This is a genomic window from Pseudomonas sp. PGPR N4 (assembly GCF_059693665.1).
This window is the reverse complement of sequence record NZ_JCAUKV010000001.1, coordinates 1,400,045-1,414,373: the sequence shown is the minus strand read 5'-3', so window position 1 is coordinate 1,414,373 and position 14,329 is coordinate 1,400,045. Positions and strand designations below refer to the sequence as shown.

Annotated in this window: 11 protein-coding genes; 7 read left to right on the top strand and 4 right to left on the bottom strand. The window is 64.1% G+C overall.

Features of this window, described 5'->3' with window-relative positions:
- Positions 1-123 precede the first annotated feature (123 nt).
- Positions 124-2,484: an FdhF/YdeP family oxidoreductase gene (locus tag AC58X1_RS06390; RefSeq protein ID WP_150573602.1), complete on the top strand. Its 2,361-nt coding sequence runs from the start codon at positions 124-126 to the stop codon at positions 2,482-2,484.
- A 135-nt stretch (positions 2,485-2,619) separates the two neighbouring features.
- The gene (locus AC58X1_RS06385) at positions 2,620-3,261 is read left to right on the top strand and encodes a LysE family translocator (RefSeq protein ID WP_101320875.1); all 642 of its coding nucleotides are present in this window, start codon (positions 2,620-2,622) and stop codon (positions 3,259-3,261) included.
- A gap of 10 nt (positions 3,262-3,271) precedes the next feature.
- Here AC58X1_RS06385 and nhaB read toward each other — a convergent pair whose 3' ends face one another.
- Positions 3,272-4,774 (bottom strand): sodium/proton antiporter NhaB, encoded by a 1,503-nt coding sequence (gene nhaB / locus AC58X1_RS06380; RefSeq protein ID WP_497428539.1) that lies wholly within the window; start codon positions 4,772-4,774, stop codon positions 3,272-3,274.
- Positions 4,775-4,991: 217 nt separating this feature from the next.
- On the opposite strand from nhaB, the gene AC58X1_RS06375 reads away from it, so the two are divergent.
- Together AC58X1_RS06375 and nudC are read left to right on the top strand one after the other, a co-directional pair.
- Positions 4,992-5,804, top strand: a complete 813-nt coding sequence (locus AC58X1_RS06375; RefSeq protein ID WP_101320871.1) for a crotonase/enoyl-CoA hydratase family protein — start codon at positions 4,992-4,994, stop codon at positions 5,802-5,804.
- Positions 5,805-5,839: 35 nt separating this feature from the next.
- Entirely contained in the window at positions 5,840-6,670 is an 831-nt protein-coding gene (nudC, locus tag AC58X1_RS06370; RefSeq protein WP_497428538.1) for an NAD(+) diphosphatase, read from the top strand.
- On the opposite strand, the gene AC58X1_RS06365 is transcribed toward nudC, so the two are convergent.
- Both AC58X1_RS06365 and AC58X1_RS06360 read right to left on the bottom strand, forming a co-directional pair.
- On the bottom strand, positions 6,638-7,417 hold the full coding sequence (locus tag AC58X1_RS06365) for a TSUP family transporter (RefSeq protein WP_101320867.1): 780 nt from the start codon (positions 7,415-7,417) through the stop codon (positions 6,638-6,640). The genes nudC and AC58X1_RS06365 overlap by 33 nt on opposite strands.
- Before the next feature lie 106 nt (positions 7,418-7,523).
- Positions 7,524-8,864: a glutamine synthetase family protein gene (locus AC58X1_RS06360; RefSeq protein WP_497428537.1), complete on the bottom strand. Its 1,341-nt coding sequence runs from the start codon at positions 8,862-8,864 to the stop codon at positions 7,524-7,526.
- Positions 8,865-9,000: 136 nt separating this feature from the next.
- Between AC58X1_RS06360 and AC58X1_RS06355 the strand changes: the two genes are divergently transcribed.
- The 3 genes from AC58X1_RS06355 (at position 9,001) to AC58X1_RS06345 (ending at position 12,191) form a co-directional block, all read left to right on the top strand.
- Positions 9,001-9,888 (top strand): LysR substrate-binding domain-containing protein, encoded by an 888-nt coding sequence (locus AC58X1_RS06355; RefSeq protein WP_101320864.1) that lies wholly within the window; start codon positions 9,001-9,003, stop codon positions 9,886-9,888.
- A gap of 96 nt (positions 9,889-9,984) precedes the next feature.
- On the top strand, positions 9,985-11,094 hold the full coding sequence (aguA, locus tag AC58X1_RS06350; protein WP_188036308.1) for an agmatine deiminase: 1,110 nt from the start codon (positions 9,985-9,987) through the stop codon (positions 11,092-11,094).
- Positions 11,094-12,191, top strand: a complete 1,098-nt coding sequence (locus AC58X1_RS06345; RefSeq protein ID WP_497428536.1) for an extracellular solute-binding protein — start codon at positions 11,094-11,096, stop codon at positions 12,189-12,191. Before aguA ends, AC58X1_RS06345 begins: the two co-directional genes overlap by 1 nt.
- 15 nt (positions 12,192-12,206) lie before the next feature.
- Here AC58X1_RS06345 and AC58X1_RS06340 read toward each other — a convergent pair whose 3' ends face one another.
- Positions 12,207-14,174 (bottom strand): DNA topoisomerase III, encoded by a 1,968-nt coding sequence (locus tag AC58X1_RS06340; protein ID WP_497428535.1) that lies wholly within the window; start codon positions 14,172-14,174, stop codon positions 12,207-12,209.
- Positions 14,175-14,329: the final 155 nt, after the last annotated feature.

The following is a 14,329-nucleotide window of genomic DNA, read 5'->3' as shown; positions in this document are numbered from 1 at the left end:
GCCGCCCACAGTAGCCGGATCGACCGTTGGCGTCGACCCGCCGCAACCGCCCTGAACTTTAGCCCTCAGTCTCGCCTCGTAATATCTAGACAAATCCTCTGATCCAGCCAACCGAGGCACGCCATGTCGTCGCTTATTCATCCGCACGCCCGCTTCAAGCCCTATCACTCGGCGGCGGGAGGTTGGGGGTCGGCGCACTCAGTGATGACCATCCTCTGGCGTGAGCAGGCCTTGGCCAAGTCACCCAAGGCGCTGTTCAAGCAGAACAAACCGGACGGCTTTGCCTGCGTCAGTTGCGCCTGGGCCAAACCGGGTAATCCGCACGCGCTGGAGTTCTGTGAAAACGGCGCCAAGGCTACCGCCTGGGAGCTGACTTCGTTACGCACCGAGCCTGAGTTCTTCGCACGGCATACCCTCAGCGAACTGCGCAGCTGGAGTGACCATGACCTTGAACAGCATGGGCGCCTGACCGAGCCGCTACGCTATGACCGTGCCAGTGATCGCTATCTGCCGGTGAGCTGGGAGCAGGCCTACCGTGAAATCGGCCAGACCCTGCGCAGGCTGTCGCCCGAGCAAGTGGTGTTCTATGCCTCGGGGCGGGCTTCGCTGGAAGCCTCGTTCATGTACCAGCTGTTTGCCCGTGCCTACGGCAGCAACAACCTGCCGGACAGCTCCAACATGTGCCACGAGAGCACCTCGGTTGGCTTGCAGGAGAGCATTGGCGTGCCGGTCGGCACCGTTACTCTGGAAGACTTCGAGCAGACCGACTGCATCTTCTTCTTCGGCCAGAACGTCGGCAGCAACAGCCCACGCATGCTTCACCCCCTACAGCACGCGCGCAGGCGCGGGGTGCCGATCATCACCTTCAACCCGCTGCGCGAGCGCGGCCTGGAGCGCTTCGTCAACCCGCAGTCACCGCGCCAGATGCTTGGCCCAGACTCTACGGTGATCAGCAGCCAGTATCATCAAGTGGCCATCGGCGGCGATCTGGCGGCGGTGCTTGGCATCAGCAAGACGCTGCTGGAGATGGACCGCGTGGCACATGTCGAGGGCCGGCCGGCGGTGCTCGATCATGCCTTCATCGCCGAACATACCGAGGGATTTGCCAGCTTTGTCGAACAGGTCGACAGCTACAGCTGGGCTACGCTCGAGCAGCGCTCGGGGCTGGCCCGCGCAGCGATGGAAGCCGCCGCCACGGTATATGCCCGCAGTGAGCGGGTGATGCTGGTGTTCGGCATGGGCATGACCCAGCATCGTCATGGCGTGGCCAACGTGCAGATGCTGGTCAACCTGTTGCTGCTACGCGGCAACATCGGCAAGCCCGGCGCCGGTGTGTGCCCGGTGCGTGGCCATTCCAACGTGCAGGGCCAGCGCACGGTCGGGATCACCGAAGACCCGGCCAAAGTGCCGGTGGACAAGATTGAAGCGCTGTTCGCCTTCAAGGTGCCCGAGCAGATGGGGCTGGCTACCGTGGATACCTGTGAGGGCATCCTCGCAGGATCGGTGAAAGCCTTCATCGGTCTGGGCGGTAACTTCCTCCGGGCTATCCCGGACACCTCGCGAATGGAGCCGGCCTGGGCCAACCTTCAGTTGAACGTGCAGGTCGCCACCAAGCTCAACCGCACCCACTTGCTGCCGGGGCGCGATGGCTGGTTGCTGCCGTGTCTGGGGCGTATCGAGATCGACCGCCAGGACGGTGTGGCGCAAAGCTACAGCACCGAAGACAGTACCGGCTGCCTGCATGGCTGGCGCGGCACCGCGGAGCCGGCCAGCGAGCACTTGCGCGCCGAAGTAGCGATCATTGCCGGTCTGGCCGAAGCGACCCTGACCGCGGGGCAGGCGAACATCCCCTGGGACGCCTGGCGCCGTGACTACGCGCTGGTACGCGAGGCGATCGCAGCGGTGTATCCGCAGATCTTCCACGACATGGAAACCCGCATGTGGCAGCGCGGTGGTTTCCATCGGCCGCTGCCGGCCTGCGAGCGCCAGTGGCAGACCGAATCGGGCAAGGCGCAGTTCGTCACGGCCGGGCGCCTGGATGAGGATGATGACGTGTCCGTCAGCCCTGAGCGGCGTGATGTACTGCAGTTGATGACGCTGCGCAGCAACGATCAGTTCAACACCACCATCTATGGCTACGATGACCGCTTTCGCGGCGTGCATGGCACTCGCAGCGTGGTGTTCATGAACCACAGCGACGTCACTCGGCTGGGTTTTGCCCCGGGCGACTGGGTCAACCTGCGCACCGCCGTCGAGCCTGACGTGCGCCGCGAAGTCGGGCCGATGCAGATCATCGCCTACGACATCCCCGCAGGTTGCGCGGCGGCGTATTACCCCGAGTGCAACGCATTGATCCCGCTGTGGCATCACGCCGAACGGAGCAAAGTGCCGGCGGCCAAGTCGGTGCCGGTGACGCTGCATCCTGGGCAGCCCTCGGCGCAGGATCTGCAGCGCGCACTGCCCAAGGGCGAGCAGATTGCTTGAATGCTGCGAGGGCTCTGTATGGCCTGATTCAGGGTCATCTGTAACTTATGCGGGGTGAGTGAGTGCTTTAGCATCGGAGCCTCTTGTGCACAGCCAAGCGCTGCAGCACCTCACTTGCTTATCGGGTTACACGCCATGGACAGCCACTCGCTACTTGCCTACACCCTGGTCGCCGCGATCGCCATTGCCAGCCCAGGGCCGGCCTCGTTGATGGCGATCAACAACAGTATTCTGTACGGCGCACGTTCCGCGATCTGGTCATCGCTGGGCAATGTCAGCGGGCTGTTCTGCCTGTCGGCTGCGGCGATGCTCGGCTTGGGCGCGCTGCTGGCCAGCTCGGAAGTGCTGTTCAACGCGGTGAAGATTCTCGGTGCAGCCTACCTGTTCTATCTCGGCGGCAAGCAGCTGCTGAAGAAGAATCCGATGCTGGCGGAGGCGGGCGCAGCACCGGTGAAGGTGCTCAGGCCGACGCGGCTGAAACTATACAAGTCGGCGTTTCTGACCGCAGCGACCAACCCCAAGGCGACCATGTTTTTCACCGCCTTGTTTCCGCAGTTCATCGATCAGGGCGCGGCATTGCTGCCGCAGTTCTTGATCCTGACCGCGATCTTCATGGCGTTGTCGCTGCTGTCGCTGGCGGTCTACGCCAGCCTCGCAGCACGGGCCAAAGGCGTGCTGACCCGGCCGCAGTTTGCCCGCTGGGTCAGCCGGGTGGTGGGCACTACCTTCATCGGCTTTGGCGCTGCGATCCTGGCCATGCGGCGGCAGAGCGCCTGAACACTGCCGGTCACAACCAGTAGGTCACCGCATACCAGCCCAGGCCGCCCATGACCACGGTGTAGGGCAGCGCCATCCACACCATGCGCCCGTACGACAGGCGCACCAGCGGCGCGATCGCCGAGGTCAGCAGAAACAGAAACGCTGCCTGGCCATTGGGCGTGGCCACGCTGGGCAGGTTGGTGCCGGTATTGATCGCCACCGCCAGGGTCTCGAAGTGCTCGCGGCTCATGCGTCCGTCGATGAACGCCTGCTTCACTTCGGTGATGTAGATGGTGGCAACGAACACGTTATCGCTGATTGCCGAGAGCAAGCCGTTGGCCAGATAGAGCATGCCCGGTTGTTGCTCGGGCGGCAGGGCCAACACCGCTGCGATCAACGGGCTGAACAGCTGCTGCTGGTGGATCACCGCCACTACCGCAAAAAACACCACCAGTAGCGCGGTGAATGGCATGGCGTCCTGGAAGGCACGGCCCAGACGGTGCTCATCGGTAATACCTGTGAAGGCCGTGATCAGCACGATCACCATCAGGCCGATCAAGCCGACTTCGGCAATGTGCAGGCCCAGGCAGACAATCAACAGCAGCGCCGCCAGCCCTTGCACCCACAGTGCCAGGCGCTGGGCCGGCGTGCGTGCGGCATCGTCCTCGGCCGCGTGGGCGGCCAGCACCTGGCGCACGCGCGTCGGCATCAGGGTGCCGTAGCCGAACAGGCGTAGCTTTTCCAGCACGACGCAGGTCAGCAGGCCGGCACCCAGCACCGGTAGCGATACCGGCGCGACCTTGAAGAAGAAGTCAGCGAAGTGCCACCCCAGCTCATGCCCGATCAGCAGGTTCTGCGGCTCGCCGACCAGCGTGCAGACGCCGCCCAGCGCAGTGCCGACAGCGCCGTGCATGAGCAGGCTACGCAGAAAGGTGCGGAACTGGTCAAGGTCTTCGCGGTGCAGCTGGGCGACCTGCTGGTCGCTGCCCAACTCCGAGTCTTCACGTGGATTGGCACCGGAAGCGACCCGGTGATACACCGCATAAAAGCCGACTGCGGCACTGATGATCACTGCCGTCACCGTCAGTGCATCGAGAAACGCCGAGAGGAACGCTGACAGTACGCAGAACAGCAGCGCCAGCACGGTCTTGCTGTGCACCCCGAGCAGGATCTTCGAAAACAGGAACAACAGCAGTTCCTTCATGAAGTGAATGCCGGCGACCATGAACATCAGCAGCAGAATCACCGGGAAGTTGTGCAGTAGTTCGTCGTACAGCGCCTGGGCGGTGGTCAGCTTGAGCAACAACGCCTCGATCAGCAGCAGCCCGCCTGGCATCAGCGGGTAGCACTTGAGTGCCATGCCTAAGGTGAAGATGAACTGGATCACCAGCAGCCAGCCCGTCGCTACCGGGCCTAGAGTGGCCAGCACCAGCGGGTTGAGCAACAGGAACAGGCAGATGACCGCCTTGTACCAGCGTGGCGACTGGCCAAGAAACGAATGGGCGAGGGTGCTCGGCAGGGAGCGTTCCATGAATTTGTATCCTTATGATTCTGCAGTCGCGCACGGTGCCGCAAAGCACGCTCATTGCGCAACTGTAGGAGCGGCCTTGTGTCGCGAAAGGGCTGCAAAGCAGCCCCGGACGTCCTCAAACCAGGCGCAGTATTCAGAATCCAGCAGACCTTAAGCAGATGACCAACAGGTGCGCTATAGTCCGGCGCAGACCCCATTTGCCACCAGAGTGCCACCGATGACCGACTACACCGCGTTCACAGTCGAACTGACCGAAAACATCGCTCACGTGCAGATCAACCGCCCGGAAAAAATCAACGCGATGAACGCGGCGTTCTGGCAGGAAATCATCGAGATCTTCCAGTGGATCGATGACACCGATGCGGTCCGCGCAGTGGTCATCAGCGGCGCCGGCAAGCACTTCTCGTCCGGCATCGACTTGATGATGCTGGCCTCGCTGGCCAACCAGCTGGGCAAGGACGTCGGCCGCAATGCGCGCTTGCTACGCAAGACCATCCTCAACATGCAGGCGTCGTTCACCGCCGTCGACAACTGCCGCAAACCGGTGCTGGCAGCGATCCAGGGCTACTGCCTGGGCGGCGCCATCGACCTGATCTCGGCCTGTGACATGCGTTATTGCAGCAGCGACGCGCAGTTCTCGATCAAGGAAATCGACATGGGCATGGCCGCCGACGTCGGCACCCTGCAGCGCCTGCCGCGGATCATCGCTGATGGCGTGATGCGCGAAATGGCCTACACCGGGCGCCATGTCGAGGCGCAGGAGGCGCACCAGATCGGCCTGGTCAACCGGGTTTACCCCGATCACGCGGCGCTGCTCGACGGAGTCTTTGCCATTGCCCGTGAAATTGCGGGAAAATCCCCCATTGCCGTGGCCGGCAGCAAGCAGATGCTCAATTACATGCGCGAGCACAGTATCGCCGATGGCCTTGAGTACATTGCGACCTGGAACGCCGCCATGCTGCAGTCCGAAGACTTGCGGGTCGCCGTTGCGGCTCACATGAGCAAACAGAAACCGACGTTCGCCGACTGACCGAGGCGGTGGACGCGCTTGAAGGAAAGCCCACCATGTCAGCACGCTGGACTAGCGCAGTACTCGACCCCAATGTCGCCGGAGGGCTGGCCGTGGCCCGCGGCCCGGACGGGTTTCTGCTGGACGATAACGGCGTGCTGTTCCCGCGTGAATGGCTCAAGCGCCAGGACCTGGACATCCTCTGCGAGCACGGCATCGGTCACTTCGACGGTGAGCCGGTGTTCCTGCTGGAGCTGCGCAGCACCGCTGAGGTGAGCGGTTGCGGTTGGCGTGGCCTGCGCCAGTTCATGCTCGAAGGCGACTTCGATATCTACAAGCTGCTTGGCTACGCGGCGCAGATCGGCACCTGGGCGCGTGAGCATCGCTTTTGCGGCAGCTGCGGCCAGGCCATGACCCAGATCCACTGGGAGCGGGCCATGCACTGTGCCCGCTGCGACCTGCGCAGCTACCCGCGCATTTCGCCCAGCATGATCGTGCTGGTCACCCGCGGCGACGAGATTCTGCTGGCGCGCTCACCGCGCTTTGTCACTGGCGTGTACAGCACCCTGGCCGGGTTTGCCGAGCCGGGCGAGTCGGCTGAGGACTGCCTGGTGCGTGAAGTGCGTGAAGAGGTGGCGGTAGAGGTGAAGAACATCCAGTACGTCGGCAGCCAGTGCTGGCCGTTCCCGCACTCGATGATGCTCGGTTTTCACGCCGAGTACGCCGGTGGCGAGATCGTCATGCAGCCGGACGAGATCGAGGATGCGCAGTGGTTCAACGTGCATGCCCTGCCGCCACTGCCGGCCGGGCGTTCGATTGCCCGGCACTTGATCGATCTGTATGTGGCGCGCCGCTTAGGCCTGGCCGAACCAGTGCTGCCAGGCTAGGCGCACGGTCAGCGCCAGGACCACAGTGATGAATACCGGGCGGATGAACTTGCTGCCGCCGCTGATTGCCGTGCGTGCGCCAAAGAACGCCCCGACCATCACCGCCAGGCCCATGGCCAGGCCCACGATATAGTCGACCTGACCAGAGGCGATGAACACCGTCAGCGCCGCCGCGTTGCTGACGAAGTTCATGCTCCGCGCCACACCACTGGCGCGGACCAGATCGATCGGATACAGCAGCAGCGTGCTGACTGTCCAGAACGCACCGGTGCCTGGCCCGGCGACGCCATCGTAGAAGCCCAGGGTGAAGCCCTGAGGCAACTGCCAGGTTTTCTTGATCGGCGCATCGGCGTCCAGCGGCGCCTTTGGCGTGCCACCGAACAACAGGTAGATGCCACAGGCAAACACCACCACCGGCAGCATCTTGTTCAGCCACTCCGCCGGCAGGTAATGGGCGATCACCGCGCCGAGCAGGGCACCTACCAGCGTGCCGAACAGCGCCGGACGCCACTGCGCCGGGTGGAACAGCTTGCGCCGGTAGTAGGTGAAGCCGGCGGTGGCCGAGCCGAAGGTCGAGCTGAGTTTGTTGGTGCCCAGCACCAGATGCGGCGGCATCCCCGCGGTCAGTAGCGCAGGGGTAGTCAACAGACCACCGCCGCCGGCAATGGCGTCGATAAAGCCGGCAACAAAGGCAACCAGTGTCAGGATCAGCAGCGTCAGCGGTTCAACGGAGAGTTCGAAAGGCATGAGGATTCGGGCTTAGCGGCAGTGCGCGGCAAAAGGCCGCGGCAAAGGCTGCCATGGTAAACGCCAGCGTCGGGTGTGGCCAGTATCGAGGCGGTTTTGCCGCCCGCTACAAGAACCAGTGATACTCGCGTGCGCTGACTTCATCCATGAAGGCCAGGTGGTCCTGGCGTTTGTTTTCGCAGTACACCTTCACAAACTCTTCACCGAGCCCGGCACTGACCGCAGGATGCGCTTGCATCGCGGCCACCGCGCTAAGCATGTCCTTGGGAAAGTCGATGCCGCTGGTGCGATCATCATTGAGCGGGGCAATCGGCTCTTGTCGGGCCGCCAGGCCTTGCTCCATGCCACAGAGGATTGCCGCCAGCACCAGGTACGGATTGGCGTCGGCGCCGGCCAGGCGGTGCTCGATGCGCAGGTTGCGTGAGTCCGACTCGGGGATGCGAATGCACGCGTCACGATCTTCAAAGCCCCAGCTGGCGCGGCTGGCGGCGTTGACCATGGCGCCATAGCGGCGAAATGCATTGTGGTTGCCGGCAAAGATCGGCATGCACTGTGGCAGCAGGGCCAGGCAGCCGGCCACGGCATGGCGCAACGGCCGCTGCTGGTCGGCGGCGAGCACATTGTTGCCGCTGCTGTCGTAAAGGCTGACATGCACGTGCATGCCACTGCCGGGTGCCTGCAGGTAGGGCTTGCTCATGAAGCTGGCGCGCAGGCCGTGCTTGCGCGCCACACCGCGGCTGCTGCGGCAGAACAGGGCGGCCCAGTCGGCGGCGCGCAGGCCGTCGTCGCAGTGGCCGAAGTTGATCTCGAACTGACCCGGGCCGAGTTCTGCGGTGATGACGTTGGCATCGACGCCTTGGGCGTTGGCGGTTTCGACCATGTCGTGCAGCACTTCGCAGAAGCGCGACAACCGCTCGATATGCAGGTTGGGCTGGTCATCGCGATCGCCACTGACCGGGTCGCGGGGAAACTGCGGCAGGCCGTCCTGCAGCGCGCGGTCGAACAGGTAAAACTCCAGCTCGAATGCAACCACCGGGCGAATGCCCAGCGCCTGCAGACGCTGCAGCACCCGGGCGAGGACCTCGCGCGGCTCGAACTCTATGGGCGCATCGGTGCCGTCGGAGCTGATCAGCATCTGCCCGAGTGGCTGCTTTTCCCAGCTGACCGGCTTGAGCGTACCGGGGATCAGCCGGCGCAGTGCATCCGGGTCGCCATCGTTGAAGCAGTAATCGCCAATCGGGAACAAGCCACCCTGGGCACCGAGCAGCACGCAGTTCTGCGGCAGCTTCAGCGGGCTGCCGGCGGCGAGCTTTTCGAGCATGTCGATGGGGTAGCGTTTACCGTAGAAATGCCCGGGGATGTCCAGGCTGATCAGGTCGACATAGCGCACTTCGGGGTGTTGGCTGCGAAACGCGCGGACTTCGTCCAGCAGGGTAGTGGGGGTCATTGCGAGCTCTAGACGGCGCTGTGATTCAGCCTGAAAAATCTAGCAGCTGGTGCTGGTTTCGCCAGCAAGCTTGTATTTATTGCAACGCCTGGCTGATGCTGGCTATGCCCATCAGCCGCCTGTCAGGACTTCAATCATGCGCCGTCTGCCCTCGCTGACCGCCTTGCGCACGTTCGAGTGCGCCGCCCGCCATGGCCATTTCGGCCGGGCCGCCGCCGAGCTGTGCGTCACCGACAGCGCAGTCAGCCACCAGATTCGCCAGTTAGAAGCGCAGCTGGGCGTGGCGTTGTTCGAGCGGGTCGGCCGCCAGGTGCGCCCGAGTGCTGAAGCCGAGCGCCTGCTGCAGCAGTTGCAACAGGCCTTCGAGTTGATCGGCAAGGCCTGTGACGAGCTGCGTGACCCGGCTTCGCAGGCAGTGCTGCGGGTTGCGGTTACGGCAGAGCTGGCGCAGAAATGGCTGATCAATCGTCTGGCTGACTTCAGCAGCCGCTACCCGCACATCACCCTGCATCTACTCGAACAGCCGATCAATGCCGGGGCGCCAGCGCTGGACGTTGACCTGGCGATCACCTACGGCACCAGCGCGCTGGACGCCAGCACGCACTTCGTGCGGCCGTTGCCGCTGCTGCAGTTCTTTCCAGTGTGCAGCCCCGGCCTGTTCAACCAGAGCGCCATGAAGCGCCCGCGCGACCTGTTGCGCCACTGTCTGTTGCACGACGACCAGGACGGCAAGACCTGGACCTCGTGGCTGGCCACCCACGCCGAAGACGGCCAGCCCAACCGCCAGCTGTACTTCCCCCATGCGGCGTTGGCGCTGGAGGCGGCGCTGCTCGGCCAGGGCGTAGCCATGGGCGACAACCTGACCTGCCAGGCCGACCTGCAAAGTGGCCGACTGGTGCGCCCGTTCAGCGCCAGTGTGACCGCGCAGGGGCAGTACGCGCTGGTCTGCGAACGCTTGCGCCTGGAGCGCGGTGCAGTGGGCGACTTCGTTGACTGGTTCATCGAACAGATCAGCGAACCGTGAATTCAATTCACCAATCGCTGAGTTTTCATCGTTGGATGTGTGCCCGCTGGCGGCGTAGCTTCGGCTCATCCCACTCAGTCACGACGAGGTTGACCCATGGCACGTTCGCTCAGCACTACCCCCAAGGCCGATGGTTTCCGCTTGCCCGGCGAGTTCGAAGCCAAGGCCGGCTGCTGGCTCGGTTGGCCGGAGCGGCCGGACGTGTGGCGCAATGGCGCCAAGCCGGCGCAGCAGGTGTGGGTCGAGATCGTCAAGGCGATTGCCAGCAGCGAGCCGGTCACTGTGTGTGCCTCCGCCGCGCAATACGCCAATGCCCGACGCTTGCTACCGGAGGCGGTGCGGGTAGTGGAGATGACTTGCAACGACACCTGGTTTCGCGACAGCGGACCGTGCTTCGTGGTCAACGATGACAGCGGCGAGGTACGCGGCGTCGACTTCGAATTCAACGCCTATGGCGGCCTCGACGGTGGCCTCTACTACCCATGGGACAAGGACGACCAGATCGCTCGCAAGGTCCTCGAGATCGAAAACCTGGACCGCTACCGCGCGCCGTTGATCGCAGAACTCGGCGGCATCCAGAGTGACGGCCAAGGCAGCCTGCTGACCACCGAGCAATGCCTGCTCAACCGCAATCGCAACGCTCATCTGGGCAAAGCAGAAGTGACCCGGCGCCTGCAGGATTACCTTGGTGCCGAGCAGGTGATCTGGCTGCCACGTGGCTGCAAGTTCGATGAAACCGACGGCCATGTCGACGACCTGGCCTGCTTTGTACGGCCCGGCGAGGTGGTGCTGCAATGGACCGACAACCGCGATGACCCGCAGTGGGAGATCTACCAGGAAGCCTACGACATCCTGCGCAGCACCCGCGACAGCCGCGGCCGTGAGCTCAAGGTGCACAAGCTGCCCCAACCCGATGTGCTGCAGTGGACCGCTGCCGAAGCCGCCGGGCTGGATCAGGTCGACGGCACTCATGTGCGCGAAGCCGGCACGCGGATCTGTGCGTCTTACATCAACTACTACGCCGGCAACTCGGCCATCGTCGTGCCGTTGTTCGGCGACCGCAATGACAGCGTCGCCCAGGCGACCCTGGCAGAGCTGTTCCCGGGCAAGCGCATCATCGGCATCGAAAACTCGCGCGAGATTCTGCTCGGCGGCGGCAACGTTGCCTGCATCACCATGCCGCAATACGCCGGAGGGCCTCGCTGATGAAAGCCTCTGTGCTGGCAATTGGGTTGGCGCTGGCCGGCAGCGCGGCGGCGGGGCACGCCGCCGATGCGGCGCAGCCCACCGTCAACCTGTACATCTGGGGCGAGTATTTGGCGCCAGACACGCTGAGCAATTTCGAGAAGGAAACCGGCATCCGCGTGGTCGCCGACCACTTCGATTCGCTGGAAACCGCCGAAACCAAACTGCTGACCGGACGCAGCGGCTATGACCTGGTGCTCAGCGCCGGTCAGCACCTGAGCCGGGCCATTGCCAGCGGCGCGTTGCAGCCGCTGGATAAAAGCCGGCTGCCCCATCTGCAGGGTGTGGGCGAGGAGTTTCGTCAGCACATGGACGTGTTCGACCCCGGCAACCGTTATGCCGGGACCTACGCCTGGGGCACCACCGGGGTCGGCTTTCAGCAGCAGGCCGTGACCGCACGCCTGAACGATGCGCCGCTGGACAGCTGGGCGATGCTGTTCGACCCGGCGGTGGTAGCGAAATTTGCCGATTGCGGGGTGAGCCTGCTCAATGACCCCAACGAAGTGTTTGCCGCAGTGATGCGCTACATGGGCCTGGACATCAATCAGCAGCGCCTCGAGGACCTCAAGCTGGCCGAGGCACAACTGCGCAAGATCCGCCCGTACATCCGCTACTTCGACAATGACCGCAACATCAACGACCTGGCCAACGGCGAGACCTGCGTGGCGATGTCGTGGAACGGCAACGTGGCTATCGCCCAGGGCCAGGCGCAGCAGGCGGGCAAAACCTACAGCCTCGATTACCGAATCCCCAAGGAGGGCACGTTGATCTGGCTCGACGCGCTGGTGGTGCCCAAGGACGCACCGCACCCGCAGGCGGCCTGGGCCTTGATGGACTACCTGATGCGCCCGGAGGTGATCGCACCGATCACCGACACCATTCACTACGCCAATGCGATCAGTGCCGCCGACAACCTGGTCGATGCGCAGATCCGCAACGCCCCCGGCACCTATCCGCCGGCCGAGGTGCGCGCGCGGTTGTACAGCAAGAACGACAATGGCAAGCAATTCAACCGCGAACTGACCCGAGCCTTCAGCCGACTCAAGAGCGGCACCTGAGGCCAGGTCTGAGGCTCAGGTAGTGGCCTTGCGCCTGGCAACCCTCGGCTTGGCCGCCTTGGGCTTGCCGTCGGCCGCTTTGGCCTTGGTGCCCGAGCGGCGCTTCTTGCTCCAGGGCGCCTTCTTGCCACCGGCGGGTGCCAGCGGGCCGCTGATGGTCATGCGCATGCCGCTACAGCGCTCCACCAGCTTGCCCATCCAGGCCGATTGGCGGGCAACGAATTCCTCGAGGGTCATTTCGCCGCTCTGGACCATGTCCAAAGCCTGCTCCCAGATCGCCGTGGTGCCCGGGTCGGCAATGGCCCGTGGGACGGCGTCAATCAGGCTGAACGCGGCTGGGGTGGCGGCCAGGGCCTTGCCGTTCTTGACCAGATAACCGCGGTCGAGCAGGCCCTGGATGATGCTGGCGCGGGTGGCCTCGGTGCCGATGCCGGTGGTGTCCTTGAGCTTTTGCTTGAGCTTGGGGTCATCCACCAGCTTGGCGACGTTTTTCATCGCCTTGATCAGGTCGCCTTCGGTGAAAGGCTTCGGCGGCTGGGTCCACAGGTCCTTGAGCTGGACGTTGCGCACTGCGCAGACCTGGCCTTGCTGCAAGGGCGGCAGCACCTGCGCCGGCGGCGCTTCACGGCCCTTGGCCGGCGTCAGCGCCTCTGGCAGGGCGCGGCGCCAGCCGGGTTCGACGATCTGCTTGCCGACGGCGCGCAGGGCGTGGCCAGCGCAATCGAAATCAGCCTGGGTGCGGTCGTATTCATGGTTGGGCAGAAATTGCGCCAGGTAACGCGCGCGGATCAGGGTGTAGACGGCCTTGTATTTGGGCGGCAGGCGCGTCGGGTCACTGGCGGCGGCAGTGGGGATGATGCCGTGGTGGGCGCTGACCTTGGCGTCGTTCCAGGCGCGCGAGCGGCGTTGCGGCTGCAGGTGCGCTTGCAGCGGCGCCAGGCTGGCATCGGCGCGCTGCAATGCAGCGAGAATGGCCGGCGCCTCGGCGTGCTGGCTCATTGGCAGAAAGCCGCAGTCGCTGCGCGGGTAGGTGATCAGTTTGTGGGTTTCGTACAAGGCCTGGGCGATGTCGAGGGTTTCCTGGGCGCCGTAGCCGAACTTCTTCGAGCAGATTTCCTGCAGGGTGCCCAGATCGAACGGCAGTGGTGCGGCTTCGCGCACGCGCTCGGTGACCAGCTTGCTGACCTGCGCACTGCCAGCCGCAGCGATATCGGCGGCGGCTTGCTGGGCCAGGCTCTGGTTAAGGCAGCGGGCCTGATCATCGCAGGCGTCTTCAGGCGCGCGCCACTGTGCGTTGAACAGGCTGCCGGCATGCTCAAGCTGCACGTCGATGGCCCAGAACGGAACTGGCACGAAGTCAGCGATGCTGCGATCGCGGTCTACCACCAGGCGCAGGGTCGGGGTTTGCACACGGCCGACGGGCAACACGCCTTGATAACCGGATTGACGCCCGAGCAGGGTGAACAGCCGACTCATGTTCATGCCGATCAGCCAGTCGGCACGCGAACGGCCCAGAGCTGAATGGTACAGGCTGAAGGTCTCGCTGCCGGGCAGCAGCTTGGCCAGAGCCTTGCGGATCGAGGCATCGTCCAGCGCCGACAGCCACAGGCGCTGGATCGGGCCGCGGTACCGGCAGTGCTCGACCAGCTCACGGGCGATCATCTCGCCTTCGCGGTCGGCGTCGGTGGCGATGACCAGTTCGCGCGCTTCGCCAAGCAGGCGTTTGACTGCCTTGAACTGGCTGGCGGTTTTTGGCTTGACCAGCATTTTCCACTGGCCCGGGATGATCGGCAGGTCGTCCAGGCTCCAGCGCTTGTAGCGGGCGTCGTAACTGTCGGGCGGGGCGGTTTCGAGCAGGTGGCCGATGCACCAGGTCACGCACACGTCAGTGCCTTGCCAGCAGCCGTCACCGCGGCGGGTGGCGCCGAGCACTTTGGCGATATCTTTGGCCTGGGAGGGTTTTTCGCAGAGAAACAGGCGCATGGCCGAGAACGCTTCATGGGCAGACGATGAGCGTCAGGATGGACAAAGAAGCGCCGCCAGGCAAGTTTTATCTGTATGCATATACAGCTGGCTGGTGAACCAATGTTGCAGAGCACGCAGCGGGCCATTGCAGCCCGCTGCGAAACAGGGCCGGT